Source organism: Dactylosporangium sp. CS-047395, assembly GCF_050942185.1.
Classification (GTDB): domain Bacteria; phylum Actinomycetota; class Actinomycetes; order Mycobacteriales; family Micromonosporaceae; genus Dactylosporangium.
Window position 1 is genome coordinate 7,209,959 of the sequence record NZ_CP192015.1, and the last position, 15,142, is coordinate 7,225,100.

A 15,142-nucleotide genomic window follows, 5' to 3' on the forward strand; every position below is an offset into this window, starting at 1 on the left:
GCTACTCGGCGAGCTGCTGGTCGGTCAGGTGCACGTAGGCGACGATCTGCGCGTCGCGCGGCAGGTCCTGCAGGTGCACCGAAACGCCCGTGTGGCCGGCGTTCACGACCCGGTCGTCGCCGATGTACAGCTCGACGTGCCCGCCGTTGTTCGTGAACACCAGGTCGCCGGGGACCAGCCGGTCGCGGGTGACCCGCTCGCCGACCTTGATCTGGTCGTATGTGACGCGAGGCAGCCGCACGCCGGCCGCCGACCAGGCCATCATGACCAGGCCCGAGCAGTCGAACGAGTCGGGGCCCTCGGCGGCGAACTCGTACGGCTTGCCGACCTGCGCCTTGGCGTACGCGATGGCCGTCGCCGTCTTGCGCGCCCGGATCGCCGCCGCGTCGTCGTGCAGCACGAGCGTCTGGCCGATCCGGATGAGCGTGGACGTGCCGAGATTGTTCAGTCGCTGCAGGTCCTCGACCGTCGTGCCGTTGCGGCGGGCGAGTCCCCAGAGCGTGTCGCCGGGCTGCACCACGATCGTCTGCGGCGCGTCGGCGGCGAACGCCTGTTGCGGTACCAGAGCCAAAGCCAGACCCACGAGCACCGCACTGATCCGTCTATGTCGCATGGAGGCAACATAACGAAGAAACCTCTCGTATGTGGCAAATCGGGCATCCTCCAGCCTCGACAAGCCTGCCCGGATACTCGAACCATGGAGATCCGCCCGAGCATGACCCGCCTGCTGCATCCGAACATCCCGGCGCGGCCGGGCGGGACGCCGGTGACCACCCCGGTCTATCAAACGAGCACCTACGAGCTGCCGCGCACCGCGGAGGCCGCCGCGATCGCCGAGGCGGTGGCGCCGGTCGGGTACTACACGCGGTACGGCTCGCCGAACGCGGCCGAGGCCGAGGCCATGCTCGCCGACCTCGACGGCGCCGAACGCGCCCTGCTCGTCGGCAGCGGGATGGCCGCGGTGAGCGCCGCGCTGCTGTCGAACGTGCGCGCCGGCACCCGGGTCGTCGCCCAGACCAACCACTACACGGCGGCCCTGACGCTGCTGCGGGACGTGCTGCCGACCTACGGCGTGGAGGTTTCCCTGGTACCGCAGGAAGCCCTGCAGGACGCCGTCGACGACACGACCGACATCGTGTACGCCGAGACGCCGAGCAATCCCGCCATGGTGCTCACCGACCTGGCCGCCGTGCGCGCCGCGGCCCCGCGCGCCCTGTTCGTCGTGGACAACACCTTCGCCTCGCCGTTCAACACCCGGCCGCTGGATCTCGGCGTGGACCTGGTCTTGCAGTCGGCGACGAAGTACCTGAACGGCCACAGCGACGTCACCGCGGGCGTGCTCACCGGGCGCGGCGAGCTCATCGACCGCGCCTGGGACACCGCGCGCGTGCTCGGCCCGACCTGCCACCCGTTCGAGGCCTGGCTGCTGGCCCGCGGGCTGCGCACGTTCCCGCTGCGGATGGCCCGCCACAACGCCAACGGCCAGGCGGTCGCCGAGGCCCTCGCCGCCCACCCGGCGGTGACGGCGGTGCACTACCCCGGCCTGCCGACCCACCCGCAGCACGCCCTCGCACAGCGCCAGATGGCGGGATTCGGCGGCATGCTGTCGTTCACGGTCGCCTCGGCCGACGCCGCCCTGTCGGTGCTGCGCGACACGAAACTCGCCCGCAACGCGGTGAGCCTGGGCGGCACCGAAACCCTCATCACGCACCCGGTGAGCCTGCTGTTCACCCACGGCAACACGGCCGGCGGCATCGACCCGGCGATGCTCAGGCTCTCGGTGGGCCTCGAGGAGCCGGAGGACATCATCGCCGACCTGGTCGCCGCCCTCCCCTGACGTGGTTGCTAGGCGCGGAGCCGCCGGGCCAGGTCGCGCAGGGCGGCGGCGCGGGCGTTGTCCACTTTGGACCACTGGGCCAGGTCCTGCAGCCGTTTGGCGACCGCCGGGCGGTCCGGGGTGTGCTCGACGAGCAGGTCGAGCACCGCCAGGTCGGGGTTGCGCACCGCGCCGGCCACCGCCTCCAGGCCGGGACGGGCGCCGCGGGCGAGCAGCTCGCGCGCCAGGTCCAGGGTGACCGCATGCGCACCGACGCGCAGGGCGTTCGGCACCGGTACGCCCCGCGCGAGCAGCCATCGCGCCGCTCCCGTGCTGCCGCGCTGGACCGCCACGTCGATCGCGGTCAGGCTCGAACCGACCTCCTCGGCGGGGTCGGCGCCGAGCGCGGCGAGCCGGTCGAGCAGCTGGACGTCGTCGCGCGCGGCGGCGTTGCGCAACGCGAGGCGGCGCAGCCGGCGGTCGTGCCGGACCGCGCCGGAGTCGACCGCCGCGCGCCAGTCGAGCACCGCCCGCCGGACGATCGTCCGCAGCTTCGCCGCGAGTTCGGGGTGGCCGTCGCCGGCCAGGGCGTCGACGGCGTCGCGGAGGCTCTCGCCGGCGTCGGCGTCCTCGCCGGACCACGGATCGGCTTCCAGGGAGAGCTGCGCGAACAGGTCGTCGACGTCGTCCGCGATACGCCCGGCGCGGTCGCCGGGGCGGATCTCCCAGGCCGGCGGCAGGCCCTGCTGCCACGCGACGATGCCGTCGCGGCCCGCGTAGATGCGGTCGAGGTACTCGAAGCCGGCGAACGGCAGCCACTCCAGCCGCTCGACCTCGCCGATCTCGCACTCGTGGGCGATCCAGCCCCACAAATCCTGATAGCCGTCGCTGTCCGGATAGAACAGCTCGCTGCACGACAGCGGCACGTCGACCCCGTTGAGCTCGGCGCGCAGGTCGTAGTCGAGCCGGCCGCCGAAGGAGGTGCGCCACAACGAGACGAGCTCAGGCGGTACCGGAGCAGCGGTTTTGGCTTGAATCTGCTCCAGCGCGGCATCCGTGATGGGCGGTTGCGCGTCGAGAATGAGCCGGTCCGCGTGGACGGCGATTCCCGCGTCGCGCGCGATGCGCAGGTCCGCGTCGGTCAGCACGCACCGCAGCCTAGCCGTTGTCGACCGTGGCGACCGGGGCCTTGGCGAGGTTCTCCAGCACCGTGCGGAAGGACTCGGCGAGGAGGTGGATCATGCCGGTGGCCAGGGCGTCCGCGGTGCCTTCGAGGTTGTCCCAGGTGGCGGTGGCCTCCGCGCGCAGGGTTGGTGAGGCGTCGACGAGGCGCTGGCCGGTGGTGCGGACCAGGTCCTCGGCGACGATCCGTAATCGGTCCAGCACCTCGGCCAGAACCTGCAGCGACGGTACCGTGTGCACGCCCGCCCGGTTCAGTTCGACCACGGTGCGCATGAGCCGGGCGCGGACCATGTGCACGCTGCCGTCCTCCGCGTGCGCAAGGACGCCGTGGCGGGCGAGCGCGGTGACGAGGCCAGGCTGTTCGCGGCCGATGCGTTGCAGCAACGTGTGCAGGCCGTCGCCGGCCGGTTCCGGGGTGCGCACGCCGAGGATCGCCTCGATGGCGACGAGGTTGTACCCCTGGCGCTGCAACGATTTGATGGCTTCGAGCCGGCGGACGTGGCCGTCGTCGTAGTACGCGGTGCGGCCGCGGCGGACCGGGGCGCTGAGGAGGTTGCGCGTCTGGTGCGCGCGAATGTTCCGCGGCGACATGCCGACCTTGGCGGCCAGCTCCTCCACCGTGTAGGCCGTCATGTGCGAAGCGTAGTGTTCCACGTGCGCACCGCGACCCGGCAGATCGTCCAGGAAAACTCTGCCAGCATCGACTATGGCCAACAGATATCGCCGTGGCTAGAGTTATGCCCTTCAATTCCAACGGCTCAGTCCGGCGGATCCTGGCCGACCAGGCCGTCGATCGCCTCGCGCATGAGGTCGGCGTGGCCGTTGTGGCGCGCGTACTCGTCGTGCAGGTCGATGAGGATCCGGCGCAGGTTGGGGTGTTCGCCGGTGTCGAACGCGGTGTACTCCGCCCTGCGGTTCAAGGCGTCGTCGGTGGACAGGACCGCGCGCATCGCGGTGCGGGAGCGGGCGACGGCGGTTTGCCACAGGGAGTACAACTGCGGCGGTTCGTCGTTCTTGGCGCTTCGCCAGACCCAGGTGTGGTCCGCGAGCGCCTCCTCGGAGTCGAGGGGCGGGCCGGGCGGGCGGCCGGTGAAGTCGATCGCGTAGCGCTCCTCCACGGCCGCCAGGTGCTTGATCAGGCCGCCCAGCGTCATCGCCGAGGGCGGGAACGCGCGGCTCAGGGCCTCGGCGTCCAGGCCGCCGGTCTTCCAGGCGAACGTGGCGCGGGACCGTTCGAGGGCGAACAACAGCAGCTCCGCCTCGCCGGCGTCGGGCTTGGGCTCATCCATGGGCACCACCGTAGGCGGTGTTCCGGACGATCGGCTTCCGGAATGATGGCCGCGTGGATTCGCCGACCTCGCGGGCGCTGCTGACGCTCGAAATGGTGCAGAACACGCCCGGGATCACCGCCGAGCGGCTGGGTGAACGGCTGGGCGTGAGCGAACGCGCGGCGCGGCGATACGTGGGCATGCTGCGCGAGGCGGGCATTCCGGTCGAGTCGGAGCGCGGACCGTACGGCGGGTACCGGGTCGGGCGCGGGCTGCGGCCGGCCCCGCTGCTGTTCACCGCGACGGAGGCGCTGGGGCTGGTGATGGCCGTGCTCGGCGGGCAGCGCGACGCCGCCGCCGACGGGGCCCTGGGCAAGCTGTTGCGCGCATTGCCGGAGCCGGTCGCCGCGCCCGCGACGTCGGTGCTGCAGTCCGCGGCGACGCGCCCGGGGCCGCCGGACCGCGCCGATCCGCACCTCACCGCCACGCTCGTGCGGGCGTGCGCGGATCGCCGGCGCGTGCGCATCGCCTACCGCTCGGGGTCCGGGTCGGCGTTCGAGACCGACGTCGACCCGTGGTCCGTCGTGGTGCGCCATTCGCGTTGGTACCTCCTGTGCCTCGCCCACCACGCCCGCGCCCGCCGCGCGTACCGCGTCGACCGCATCGGCACCGTCACCGTCCTCGACACGCCGTTCACCCCGCCGGACGACCTCGATCCGGTGACCGCCCTCGAGGAGCAGCTCGCCACCGGCTGGGAGTTCGCCGTCGAGGTGCTCGTGGACGCGCCGCGCGCGGACGTCGAGGCGCGCATGCCTCGCTCCCTCGGCCGGTTGGAAGCCGCGGGCGGGGAGCGCTGCCGATTGCTGGCCACGACCGACAATCCGCTCTGGTACGTCCAGCAGCTCGCCGCCTTCCCCGTCCCCATCCACATCGTGGGCGGCCCGGAACTGCGGGAGGCCGCGGCGATCGTCGGCAACCGGCTGACGGCGGCGGTCGCCTGGACCTAAGCCGCGAGATCGATGCCCGGGCGGACGTGTGGGCTGTGCGCGGCCGCGTCGGCGAAGGCCTGGGTCTCGGCGTCGTCGTCGCGGGTCATCGGCAGCCGGGCGCCGCGCCAGCCGCACTCGCAGCGGGCCTGGTAGAAGTCGTGTTCGCCGGCCGAGGTGAGGCAGACGGAGGCGCGGTGGCGCAGTTCGATCGTGTACCGCCCGGCGATCCACAGCGCCGCGACCGCCGTCGCCGCGAGGGTCAGGCCCGCCAGCGTCCCGGTGACCGCCAGCGCGACCGGGGCCGGGAGCGGTTCGCTGTCGCCGAACTGCAGCCCGAACGCGGCGGCGCAGAACGCGATCAGCCCGGCCGGGAGGCGCCGCACGAGCATCGGGCGGGTGCGCAGGTACGGGGCGAGCAGGGCACCGGCGGCGACTCCTGCGGCCACGTAGCCGTACAGCAGCGGAGAGCCGTCGGCGAGCCACAGTCCGCGCACGAAGGCGGCCGCGGCGGCGGGCGGCAGGAGCGCCAACAGCACGACCGAATACTCCGAGGGTCGCATCTCCTCCACGCGTCGATAATGGCAAATGGGCGCTGCACGGGGTGGCTCTGCGCTCGCAGGACCGTGCCGAGGTGGTCGGCCGCGCCGCACAGCGCCTGGATGGCGTCGTCCGCGACCGGGCCCGACGGCGGCGGCGCGGACAGCAGCTCGGCCAGCACGCCGAGCGTGGTGGCCACGGCGTCGGCGACCGGGTCGGGCCGCCGGCCGCGCTGCCGGGCCACGGTGTGCTGGACCCAGGCCAGGCGGGCCGTCTGCAGCCGCTCGACCCCGGCGTCGCCGGCCGCGGCCCGGTCGGCCGCCCAGTGCAGGTCGGCCCGGTCCTCGACGTCGAGGCCGGCGAGCGTCTCCAGCGCCTCCTGCCGCTCGACGAGGACCGCGGTGATGTGCGCGAGCAGATGCGCGCGGCGGCGGTCGGGGTCGAGGTCCCGCATGATGAACAGCGGATCCCCGGGAATGCCGAGCACGCTCATGGCGCGCAGCAGCTCGTCGGTGCCGGGCAGATCGTCCATTCGGGCACCATAGACCGGGACGTGCGGCGCAGGCTGTGACGAATCAGGTAGGGCGCGGCGGCGGTACCGAACGGTTGCCCTTAGGCTTTGTCGAATTCGCGGCGGCGGATCATCCGGCGACCCGATACATTCCCGTGCATAGGAGGTGGGCACGGTGTCACAGAGTGCGGACGGGGAAGACAACTTAGGCCGGCGCAACGCCTGGCTGTACTACCTGCTGGTCGGGGGTATCGCCATCGTCCTCGTGCCGGTGAACGTGGCGTTGCACGACCAGCTCTGGCCGCAGCTGCTGGCTCTCGTCCTGCTTCTGGTCTCGATCGGCGGACTCGTGTACAGCGGGCGCCGGCACAAACCGCGCACCTTCTGGATCCGCCCGGGCGAGTTCGTGGCGCCGCCGTCGTACTTCCGGCTCGCCGTCAACGCCGCCGGCATGCCCCCCATCGTGGGCCTGCTCTGCGGCACGATCTACGACGACGATGACTGGGGCGTGTTCACCTGGATGGTGTTCGCGGTGACCCTGGGCTTCGTCTACCTCGCCGGCTACTACCTCACCGAACTGATCCGCGGCACCGGACGCCTGATCCTGCGCCCCGACGGCCTGACGGTCGTCGACGCCACCACCACCCACGACGTACCGTGGGCCGCCATCATGTCCGGCCCCCTCCCCACCGTCTTCGGCGTGGGCCGCCTGGGCATCCTGTGGCCGGAACTCGTCACCAGCCGCGGCATCGGCCGCAAGAAAAACCTGCAGCGCGTACAGTTGCAGCTCCAGTCGAGCGCGGTGCACCGCGAGTTCCTGCACGACGCGGTCAACCACTACCTCAACCACCCCGAGGACCGCCTGACCATCGGCACCGCCGCGGGCCTGGAGCACCTGATCGAAGTCCTGCCGGCCTAGCCACAGCCATCCCACACCCAGCGGAACGCACTGCGTCAGGCGGCCATGCCCAGGGAGCGCAGGTGGCGGGCTTCACGAGCGGAGCGCGCCAGGGCCTGCGTCGTGCGCGGCCCGGCCACCCCGTCCGGCTCCAGGCCCGCGCGGGTCTGGAAGCGCCGCAAAGCCTGCGGCACCTCGGCCTCGAAGGCGCCCGGCCGCAGCAGCCCCAGCTCGGCGAGCAGGAAACGGACCTCCCGCGGGTCGGCGGGCGGCACGGCGTCGTCGGTGGCGTTGACGGTGCCGGCCAAAGCGGCTCCCACGACGGTGAAGATGCGGCGAACGGTCATGGTTCGAGTGTGCGGTGGCCGGGCCCGCGTCACCTCCGGGACAACCCTGTCAACCGACCCTGAAATCGGGTGCCGGAAGTACCACACGAGGTACCGGTCGCGCGGCACCGAAGTACCGGGGTGCCGGGACCTCAGAGGTCGAGCGCCGCGCGGACCGGGTCGTGGGACCAGCGGGTCGGGAAGGCCTCGTGCAGGGTCCAGCCGGCGCGGAGCAGGGCGCGCTGGCGTTCCAGGTGGGCGGCGTTGCCGGCAGGGTGCGGTTCGCAGACGTAGCCGACGCCGTCCACCACGAGGTCGATGGTCCAGCTGCCGACCCGGTACCCGGTGTGCACCTCGCGGCCGGTTGGAAGGAGTTCCGTGGCCAGGCGGGCTGCCCACGGTACCGGAGCGGGGTCTTCTCCCAGGTTCTTCGAAGGCGCTTCGGCGTGGGCCAGGAAGTCGGCGATCAGGCCGGTGCCGGACGTGAGCGAGGTGACCACGATCAGGCGGCGGCGGGCCCGGGTGGTCATGACGTTGAAGAGGTTCGGTTCGGCGGCGAAGCGCTGGCGGGCCGGGGTGTCCCCGTCGACCAGGCCCAGCGACGCGATGACGGTGTCGGCCTCGCCGCCCTGGAAGGCGTGCACCGTGCCGGAGCGCAGGGCCAGGCGCTCGATGTCCTCGGCGGTGAACTCGGCCAGCAGCGCGGACTCGATCGCGTCGGCCTGGGCGCGGAACGGGGTGACGATGCCGATGCCCGAACTGCCCAACGTTCGCACGAGCTGCACGACGGTGTCCACTTCGGCCTTGTTGACGCCCTCGTGGACGGCTGCTTCGGGGACGCGGACGACGTCGATGGCGTCCGTGCGCTCGGCCTCGGGGGTGCGGGTCATGAGCGTCAGGCGGCCGTCGTAGAAGCGGCGGGCGGCGAATGCGATCAGGTGGGGCGCGCAGCGGTAGTGCTCGCCGAGCCAGGTGACCGGGGCGGCGCCGACGGCCACGTCGTACGCGCTCGATCGGCGTACGTCGATCCGGTCCGGCAGGCCGTGCCGGTCCAGGGTCGCGGCCACGTCGACGTCGGCGACGAACGACACGAAGCGCAGCTGGCTCGGGTCGCCGGCCACGAGGGCGCGGCGGGCGCGGGCCAGGACGGGCGCGGCGCGGATCTGGTCGATGTGCGCGGCCTCGTCCAGGATGACCAGGTCGAACAGGCCGGGCACGGGCGGCAGCAGGTCCTCGACGTCGGCGACGGTGCCGACCCACAGCGGCAGCGCCCGCACCAGGGCCGGGCCGTCCAGCGCGGCCAGGGCCTCGCGGCGGCGGTTGCGCCCGGCGCGCAGGGCGGTGCCGAGTTCGGCCGCGCTCCCCCGGGCCGATCTGCTCCACCGCTCGGCCGCGGCGGCCGCGTCGCGCATCGCCGCGCCGATCGCCTCGCGCAGGCGGGCGTCGGCGGCGAGCAGGGCCGGCCAGACCGCGGACAGGTCGGTGCCGCCGCTCACCGCGAGCGTCGCCGCGGCCCGGTCGGCCTCGACCGCGTCGAGCAGGGTGGGCAGCCGGTCGGCGCCGACGCCCGCGAGCCGGCGGATGCGCCATTCGCGCAGGAAACGGGCGTCGAGGAGCTTGCGCGCCTTCGGTACCGCGAAATCCCCCGCGAACACCTTGGGCGCCTCGGCCCGCAGCCCGGCCAGCAGCGGCTCCCACACCGCCATGGTGGCCGCCTTGCGTTCCAGGTCGAGTGCGGCGCCGATGGAGCGTTCGAGCTGCGCGACGGCGTCCGCGGCCGCGCGGATCCCGGCCCGGCGCGCGTCGAGCTGCTTCGCGGCGACGCCCTCGGGCCGGCCGGACGAGAGCGCCAGCGCGAACCGGTCGCGGCGCTCGGCGTCGCCGAACAGCACCGGTTCGGCGCCCGGGAACCGGCCCAGCAGCCCGGCGAGGACCTCGGCGGCGTGGCCGGCCTGGGTGGCGACGAGCACCGACCCGCCCCGGTACACGGTGTCCAGCGCGGCCGCCACCACCGCGTGGCTCTTGCCGTTGCCGGGCGGCCCGGACACCACGACGACCCGCTCCCGCCGCACCCGGCGCACGACCTCGCGCTGCGCGGCGTTGAGCGGCAGCGGCGAGTGCACAAGCTCGTCGTCGGCGAGGTCCGGTTCGGCGGCGGCCCCGTACACCTGCGCGAGCGCGGTCGCTTCGAGTCCCGCCCGCGCCGACCAGGCCCGCAGCGTGTCCCGCAGCCCGGGCGTGGCCACGTCACGCGCGACATAGAGCCCCGCGTGCGCCAAGCCGAGCAGTTCGCGCGAGCCCGGCACCGCCGTGGACACGATCCGGTCGGGCTTGAAGCCGGCCGCACTCGCCGCGGTTTCCACCCATTCGTCGGTACTACCCGTGCTCAACCACCCCGCCGCCCCGATCCCCGGCGCCGACTCGAGGACCGCCGCCAGCTCGCGATCCTGCACCAGTGGCGTGACTTCCAGGTCCCCGGCGGGCGCGACCCGATATCCGCGCAGCCGCCCGCCGGACCCCTCCAGCCGGATCGGCTCGAAGAGCAGCGGAAGCCGGATCGTCCGCGCCGCCCCGTCGACCTCGGTGGTGCCGAGCAGCCAGGCCCAGCCCCGCCGCAGGATGCGCTCCTCGCGATGCAGCTGGTCGAGCGCGGCCAGCCGCTGCGCCTGCTTGCCCGCCGGCACCCGGTCCGGGTCGTCGAGCCACAGCGGCGGCGGCGCGCCCTTGCCGACGTCGAGCACGCGGTCCCGGCCGGCCGGCGCGAGGTCGGCGAGCGCGGCGAGGACGCGGCTGGGCTCCATAGGTGAAGAATTCTGTCACGCGGTGAAGTAGAGGTTCACGCGCGTGTTGACCATTTTCGCCGGTACGAACACGTTGATCGCCGACAGCGCCGCCCGCGTCCGCCCCGGCAACCCGCGCCGGACCGACCAGTCCGGCCGGGTCAGCGTGTACGTTTCGCGCAGCGTCAGCCCCACGTCCCACCGCTCCGGCTCGCGCGGATCGTCGCACGACCAGACCAGTTCCGCCGCCATGCGTTGCAACGGCCCGCGCGGCCGCGCCACGATCCACGAGCCGTAGGTGTCCAGGGCCAGCCGGCAGCCGGGGAAGCCCCGCGCGATCCGGGTCAGCGCCCCGCGAACCTCGGCCGGCTGCAGGTACACCAGCACGCCCTCGGCGAGCAGGAAGTACGGACCGGGGCCGGCCTCCGTCACCGCCGCGATCCACTCCGCGTCGAGCACCGAGCCGGTGACGGTCGTGCGCCGCGCGGTGTCCGGCAGCAGGGTCCGCCGGAAGGAAGCCGCGTCCGGCAGGTCGACGAACACCCAGCTCGCGGCCCCGTTGTCCAGGCGGTCGGCCCGTGTGCTCAGGCCCGCGCCGAGCTCGACCACCGTCCCGTTCGGACATTCGGCCAGGAACCGGCGGGTCCACTCGTCGTACGAGGACGATCGCAGCACGTGGAACAGCGCCGTGAGCCCGGCATGGCGCTCGAAGATGCCGAAGTCGTAGTCGATCGCGTCGACGAGCCGCCGCGCCGTTGCGTCGCCCAGCGTGGCCCGCGCATGGAGGGTGATGAGCATCGTCTGCTGTACCGCACCGAGGTCCGCAACCCGCTTCTGGACGGCCATGGCGTGCAGCTTACGGAGGGGCGATAACGGAAAGCATTGGTGGCGTACGTCGCTTTTTGTGGGTTGAGTTGGGTTTATGTCAGCTGTCGGATTGACACCGGCCGGGGCCGACCATACGGTTCGAGCCACCATGACGCACCTCGGCGGATCATCGAAGCTGCTCAGGGCCATGAACGACGCGGCCGCCCTGAGTCACGTGCTGGAACGCGGGCCGTTGACCCGCGGGGAGCTGCGCGACCTCACCGGGCTGTCCAAGCCGACGATCTCCGAGGCGCTGCGGCGGCTGACGGAGGCGCGGCTGGTGAGCGTCGTCGGCTACGTCAGCGCCGGGCCGGGGCCGAACGCCGAGGTCTACGCCGTGAACCCGGACGCCGCCTACGCGGTGGCGCTGTCGGTTCGCGACCAGAAGGACCGCGGCACGCCGACCGTGACGGCGGCGGTGACGGACCTCGCCGGCACGGTCCGCGGGCGGCTGGAGTCGACCATCGACTTCGCCAGCACCGACACCGTGGCCGCGGTGGCCGACACCGTGGACGAGGTGTGCAAGGAGGCCGGGATCGCGCGCGATCCGGTCGCGCACGTGCAGATCGCGGTGGCCGGGTCGTACGACCAGCGCGGGGACGTCCTGCACCACGTCGAGGTGCCGGGGTGGGGCCGGCCGGGGCTGGTCGAGGACCTGCGGCGGCGGCTCGGAGTGCCGGTGGGCGTGGACAACGACGTGAACCTGGCCGCGGTGGCCGAGCGGGCGCACGGCGCCGGCCGCGACGCGGAGAGCTTCGCGCTGCTGTGGCTGGGCGAGGCCGGGCTGGGGCTCGCGATCGACCTGGGCGGGACGCTGCTGCGAGGCGCGCGGGGCGGGGCGGGCGAGATCGGGTACATGCCGATCGGCTCCGGCACCAACTTCCAGAAGCTCGTCGGCGGGCTCGCGGTGCTGGACCTGGCCGCGGAGCACGGGTTCGCCGCCCCGACGGCGGCCGGGAGCATCGCCGCGGTGATGGCCCGGGCGGCGGAGGACGACGCGGCCGCCCTGAAGGTGGTCAGCACGCTCGCCGGCCGGATCGCGATCGGCCTGTCGGCAGTCGTCGCGGTGCTCGATCCGCCACTGGTCGTGATTGGCGGCGAGGTCGGTCAGGCGGGCGGCGAACTGCTGGGCACCGCCGTGGCCGCCGCCCTGTCTGAGGCCGCACCGCTGGACACCACGATCGCCACCACGCAGGTCCAGGACGACGCCGCCCTGCTGGGAGCGCAGGAGGCCGGCCGGGCGTCGGTACGCGAGACGCTCCTGGCCGACCTCAGCCGTCCTTGACGAGCACCGGACGGTCAGACGGGCACCGGTGACTACACCGTTATGTCCTGAAAAGCAGTGGGGGAGCTTCGCTCCACCCACACCCCCTCAAAACCGCATCGGGTCCTAGTCGTCTTCCGATTTTTTTGTACTCTTGCGTTTGCGGGTGGCGCGCTTGCGGGGCTTCGGGGCGCCGGACGCCAGCTTGGTGTAGGTCAGCATGTTCGCCAGGCCGATGCCGACCGCGGCGAACAGCACCTGGATCGCGAGCTCCCACCAGCTCCACTGGATCTTCCAGACCTTGACGACGGCCTTGTCGTCCAGGTTGAACAGCTCGGCCACGAGCGTGCCCAGCAGCGCGGCGCCGACGCCGATCAGGAACGTGATGAACACGCCGATCGACTGGCGGCCGGGGAGCACGAGCCGCCCGAGGACCCCGATGAGCAGGCCGATCGGAATCGCCACCCAGAAGTCGTTGATATGCATGTGGTTCCGAGCTCCCCTCGCGTCCGTCGACACGGGACCGTACACGATCGCTTCGATACCCCTCACTGCGGTCGGCGCAAACGCCGCACCGGGCCGCGGCGCGGGTTTGCCCCCGGAAGCAGCGCGAGGGACGGTGGAATCAAAAAGGGGGTGCGTCATGCTGCTGGAACACAGTCCGATCGTGGTCGGCGTGGACGGTTCGGCCGCCTCGCTGGGCGCCGTGCGCTGGGCCGCCGACGAGGCCGCCCGCCAGCAACGGACACTGCGGATCGTGCACGCGCTGTCGTGGGAGGGCCCGGCCGACGGGCAGGGGCTGGTCCTGGACGCCGCGGCCGAGGCGAAATCGTGGCAGCCGGGCATCGCCGTGGAGACCATGACCCGGGGCGGTGCGCCGGCGTACGTGCTGCGCGAGCAGTCCCGCACGGCCAACCTCGTGGTCATCGGCGGCAGCGTCCACGACGGCGGGGTGCTCGACGCGTCCATCGGGGCGCATCTGTCGGGCTTCGCCCACTGCCCGGTCCTGGTCATCAACAACGGCTGGCGGTGGGCCGACCCGCTCGCCGCGCTGCCGGCCCACGCCCCGGTCGTCGTCGGGGTGGACGGCTCACCGTCGAGTCAGCGGGCGCTGGCCTTCGGGTACGGCGAGGCCGCCTCCCGCCGGGTGCCGCTCGTCGCCGTGCACGCGGGCCGCGACCGCCGGCACGACGCGGTGGCGGCGGAGATGGAGCCGTGGCTGCGCCGGCACCCGGAGGTCGAGACGCGCTTCGACAGCCGGGACAGCGGGGTGCTGGAGACCCTGACCGACGCCGCCCGCAACGCGCTCATGCTGGTCGTCGGGGCGCACCGGGTCGGCTGGTACGAGCAGCCCCGCCCGAATCCGGTCACGCAACTGGTGGTGCACCACGCGGCGTCGCCCGTACTCATCACCAGAAGCGTGTGAAAGGAGTCAGCTCGCGCTGGATTCCCGCGCCTCCTGGAACACATCGGCCGCGGCCAATTCGGAAATGACGGCGTTCAACGCGTCGACCTCGTCGTCGGTATTGGCCGCGGTCACCTGCACCCGGAAGCCGACCTGGTCGCGCGGCACGCCCGGATAGGGCGCGAGGGTCACGAAGAGGCCCCGCTGCCACAGCAGCTCGGACACCTCGACGAGGTCGCGGTCCAGCGCGATCGGCAGCTCGATGATGGGCGTGTCGTCGACGTTCGGGGTGAAGACGCCGAGCGAGCGCACATGGTGCAGCACGCGCATCGACATGCGGTACAACTCGGCCCGCAGCTTGTCACCGCGCTCGGCGTTGACGTCGAAGCCGGCGAGCACCGTGGCCAGGGAGGCGGTCGGCGACGGGCCGGAGTAGAGGTAGGGGGCGGCGGAGGCCTTGAGGCGGTTCTTCAGCACGGTGGGCAGGGCCAGGAAGGCCATCAGCGACGAGTACGCCTTGGAGAAGCCGCCGACGAGCACGACGTTGTCGTAGTCCTCAGCGAAGTACCGGATGATGCTGTTCCCGGTGGTGCCGTAGGGGCTGGTCTCGTCCTCGGCGCGGGTGCCGATGACGCCGAAGCCGTGCGCGTCGTCGATGTAGAGCACGGCGCCGTGCGCCCGGCACAGGTCCAGCACGGTCCGCACGTCGGGGATGTTGCCGGTCATGCTGTTGACGCCGTCCATGCAGACCAGCACCGGCCCGCCGGCCGCGGCCGCGCCGGGCAGCAGCGACGCCAGCTCGTCGAGGGAGCGGAACCGGGACAGCGTGGCGCCCTGGGCGCGGGCGAAGACGCAGCCGTCCCAGATGGTCTTGTGGGCGCGGGAGTCGATGAGCACCGTGCCCTGCCCGGCGAGGACCGGGATCACCGAGAGGTGGATCTGCGTGATGGTCGGCAGGACGAGCGCGTCCTCGGCGCCGAGCAGCGCGGCCAGCCGTTCCTCGATCTGGGGGTACAGCGCCGGGTTGCCCAGCATCCGCGACCACGACGGGTGCGTGCCCCAGCGGCGCAGCTGCTCGTCGACCGCCCCGATGATCTGCGGCTCCAGGTCGAAGCCGAGGTAGTTGCAGGATGCCCAGTCGGTCAGCCAGTGGTCGCCGACGCGGATCCGGCGGCCGTCGATCTCGTCGATGACGGCGTCGTAGAAGCGGGTCTCGGAGCGGAGCCGGGCGATGCCGCTGTACCGCGGGTCATGATCGACATCCGTGGCGAGTTGCGAGGCGTGCACTGGTGGTCCTCC

General features: G+C 72.7%; 16 protein-coding genes. 6 read left to right on the top strand and 10 right to left on the bottom strand.

What is annotated here, in order from left to right; genetic code table 11:
- Nucleotide 1 precedes the first annotated feature (1 nt).
- Nucleotides 2–613, bottom strand: coding sequence for a C40 family peptidase (locus ACQP00_RS34000; RefSeq protein ID WP_433203364.1), 612 nt, complete (start codon nucleotides 611–613; stop codon nucleotides 2–4).
- A gap of 84 nt (nucleotides 614–697) precedes the next feature.
- On the opposite strand from ACQP00_RS34000, the gene ACQP00_RS34005 reads away from it, so the two are divergent.
- Complete coding sequence (locus ACQP00_RS34005; RefSeq protein WP_433203367.1) at nucleotides 698–1,837, top strand: trans-sulfuration enzyme family protein; 1,140 nt, start codon at nucleotides 698–700, stop codon at nucleotides 1,835–1,837.
- An 8-nt stretch (nucleotides 1,838–1,845) separates the two neighbouring features.
- On the opposite strand, the gene ACQP00_RS34010 is transcribed toward ACQP00_RS34005, so the two are convergent.
- The 3 genes from ACQP00_RS34010 to ACQP00_RS34020 form a co-directional block, all read right to left on the bottom strand.
- Nucleotides 1,846–2,964, bottom strand: a complete 1,119-nt coding sequence (locus ACQP00_RS34010) for a hypothetical protein (protein WP_433203370.1) — start codon at nucleotides 2,962–2,964, stop codon at nucleotides 1,846–1,848.
- A 10-nt stretch (nucleotides 2,965–2,974) separates the two neighbouring features.
- The gene (locus tag ACQP00_RS34015; RefSeq protein ID WP_433203373.1) at nucleotides 2,975–3,631 is read right to left on the bottom strand and encodes a MerR family transcriptional regulator; all 657 of its coding nucleotides are present in this window, start codon (nucleotides 3,629–3,631) and stop codon (nucleotides 2,975–2,977) included.
- A 125-nt stretch (nucleotides 3,632–3,756) separates the two neighbouring features.
- On the bottom strand, nucleotides 3,757–4,287 hold the full coding sequence (locus ACQP00_RS34020) for a DUF664 domain-containing protein (protein WP_433203376.1): 531 nt from the start codon (nucleotides 4,285–4,287) through the stop codon (nucleotides 3,757–3,759).
- 53 nt (nucleotides 4,288–4,340) lie between these two features.
- On the opposite strand from ACQP00_RS34020, the gene ACQP00_RS34025 reads away from it, so the two are divergent.
- Nucleotides 4,341–5,273, top strand: a complete 933-nt coding sequence (locus tag ACQP00_RS34025; RefSeq protein ID WP_433203379.1) for a helix-turn-helix transcriptional regulator — start codon at nucleotides 4,341–4,343, stop codon at nucleotides 5,271–5,273.
- On the opposite strand, the gene ACQP00_RS34030 is transcribed toward ACQP00_RS34025, so the two are convergent.
- Nucleotides 5,270–5,824 carry a hypothetical protein gene (locus tag ACQP00_RS34030; protein WP_433203382.1) on the bottom strand — a complete coding sequence of 185 codons (555 nt, stop codon included), beginning with the start codon at nucleotides 5,822–5,824 and terminating at the stop codon, nucleotides 5,270–5,272. The genes ACQP00_RS34025 and ACQP00_RS34030 overlap by 4 nt on opposite strands.
- Nucleotides 5,825–5,856: 32 nt before the next feature.
- Between ACQP00_RS34030 and ACQP00_RS34035 the strand changes: the two genes are divergently transcribed.
- Both ACQP00_RS34035 and ACQP00_RS34040 read left to right on the top strand, forming a co-directional pair.
- Nucleotides 5,857–6,363: a hypothetical protein gene (locus ACQP00_RS34035; protein ID WP_433203385.1), complete on the top strand. Its 507-nt coding sequence runs from the start codon at nucleotides 5,857–5,859 to the stop codon at nucleotides 6,361–6,363.
- A gap of 115 nt (nucleotides 6,364–6,478) precedes the next feature.
- The gene (locus ACQP00_RS34040) at nucleotides 6,479–7,222 is read left to right on the top strand and encodes a hypothetical protein (RefSeq protein WP_433203388.1); all 744 of its coding nucleotides are present in this window, start codon (nucleotides 6,479–6,481) and stop codon (nucleotides 7,220–7,222) included.
- A gap of 35 nt (nucleotides 7,223–7,257) precedes the next feature.
- Here the strand turns inward: ACQP00_RS34040 and ACQP00_RS34045 are convergent, their stop codons facing one another.
- The 3 genes from ACQP00_RS34045 to ACQP00_RS34055 all read right to left on the bottom strand — a co-directional run bounded on the left by ACQP00_RS34045 (nucleotide 7,258) and on the right by ACQP00_RS34055 (nucleotide 11,153).
- Nucleotides 7,258–7,548, bottom strand: a complete 291-nt coding sequence (locus ACQP00_RS34045) for a peptidoglycan-binding protein (RefSeq protein WP_433203391.1) — start codon at nucleotides 7,546–7,548, stop codon at nucleotides 7,258–7,260.
- A gap of 131 nt (nucleotides 7,549–7,679) precedes the next feature.
- Nucleotides 7,680–10,328 (bottom strand): AAA domain-containing protein, encoded by a 2,649-nt coding sequence (locus ACQP00_RS34050; protein ID WP_433203394.1) that lies wholly within the window; start codon nucleotides 10,326–10,328, stop codon nucleotides 7,680–7,682.
- 15 nt (nucleotides 10,329–10,343) lie between these two features.
- Complete coding sequence (locus tag ACQP00_RS34055; RefSeq protein WP_433203397.1) at nucleotides 10,344–11,153, bottom strand: class I SAM-dependent methyltransferase; 810 nt, start codon at nucleotides 11,151–11,153, stop codon at nucleotides 10,344–10,346.
- Between the two features lie 130 nt (nucleotides 11,154–11,283).
- On the opposite strand from ACQP00_RS34055, the gene ACQP00_RS34060 reads away from it, so the two are divergent.
- Nucleotides 11,284–12,459, top strand: a complete 1,176-nt coding sequence (locus ACQP00_RS34060) for an ROK family protein (RefSeq protein WP_433203400.1) — start codon at nucleotides 11,284–11,286, stop codon at nucleotides 12,457–12,459.
- Nucleotides 12,460–12,564: 105 nt separating this feature from the next.
- On the opposite strand, the gene ACQP00_RS34065 is transcribed toward ACQP00_RS34060, so the two are convergent.
- Nucleotides 12,565–12,924 (bottom strand): hypothetical protein, encoded by a 360-nt coding sequence (locus ACQP00_RS34065; RefSeq protein ID WP_433203403.1) that lies wholly within the window; start codon nucleotides 12,922–12,924, stop codon nucleotides 12,565–12,567.
- A 157-nt stretch (nucleotides 12,925–13,081) separates the two neighbouring features.
- On the opposite strand from ACQP00_RS34065, the gene ACQP00_RS34070 reads away from it, so the two are divergent.
- Complete coding sequence (locus ACQP00_RS34070; RefSeq protein WP_433203406.1) at nucleotides 13,082–13,864, top strand: universal stress protein; 783 nt, start codon at nucleotides 13,082–13,084, stop codon at nucleotides 13,862–13,864.
- 6 nt (nucleotides 13,865–13,870) lie between these two features.
- On the opposite strand, the gene ACQP00_RS34075 is transcribed toward ACQP00_RS34070, so the two are convergent.
- Nucleotides 13,871–15,130, bottom strand: a complete 1,260-nt coding sequence (locus ACQP00_RS34075; RefSeq protein ID WP_433203409.1) for an aminotransferase class I/II-fold pyridoxal phosphate-dependent enzyme — start codon at nucleotides 15,128–15,130, stop codon at nucleotides 13,871–13,873.
- Nucleotides 15,131–15,142 lie beyond the last annotated feature (12 nt).

What these genes read in the sequence shown, in the direction of transcription:
- ACQP00_RS34060 (WP_433203400.1), top strand. Translation starts at nt 11,284, where the DNA reads ATGACGCACCTCGGCGGATCATCGAAGCTGCTCAGGGCCATGAACGAC.
- ACQP00_RS34050 (WP_433203394.1), bottom strand. Translation starts at nt 10,328, where the DNA reads ATGGAGCCCAGCCGCGTCCTCGCCGCGCTCGCCGACCTCGCGCCGGCC.
- ACQP00_RS34005 (WP_433203367.1), top strand. Translation starts at nt 698, where the DNA reads ATGGAGATCCGCCCGAGCATGACCCGCCTGCTGCATCCGAACATCCCG.
- ACQP00_RS34055 (WP_433203397.1), bottom strand. Translation starts at nt 11,153, where the DNA reads ATGGCCGTCCAGAAGCGGGTTGCGGACCTCGGTGCGGTACAGCAGACG.
- ACQP00_RS34020 (WP_433203376.1), bottom strand. Translation starts at nt 4,287, where the DNA reads ATGGATGAGCCCAAGCCCGACGCCGGCGAGGCGGAGCTGCTGTTGTTC.
- ACQP00_RS34015 (WP_433203373.1), bottom strand. Translation starts at nt 3,631, where the DNA reads ATGACGGCCTACACGGTGGAGGAGCTGGCCGCCAAGGTCGGCATGTCG.
- ACQP00_RS34000 (WP_433203364.1), bottom strand. Translation starts at nt 613, where the DNA reads ATGCGACATAGACGGATCAGTGCGGTGCTCGTGGGTCTGGCTTTGGCT.
- ACQP00_RS34070 (WP_433203406.1), top strand. Translation starts at nt 13,082, where the DNA reads ATGCTGCTGGAACACAGTCCGATCGTGGTCGGCGTGGACGGTTCGGCC.
- ACQP00_RS34065 (WP_433203403.1), bottom strand. Translation starts at nt 12,924, where the DNA reads ATGCATATCAACGACTTCTGGGTGGCGATTCCGATCGGCCTGCTCATC.
- ACQP00_RS34045 (WP_433203391.1), bottom strand. Translation starts at nt 7,548, where the DNA reads ATGACCGTTCGCCGCATCTTCACCGTCGTGGGAGCCGCTTTGGCCGGC.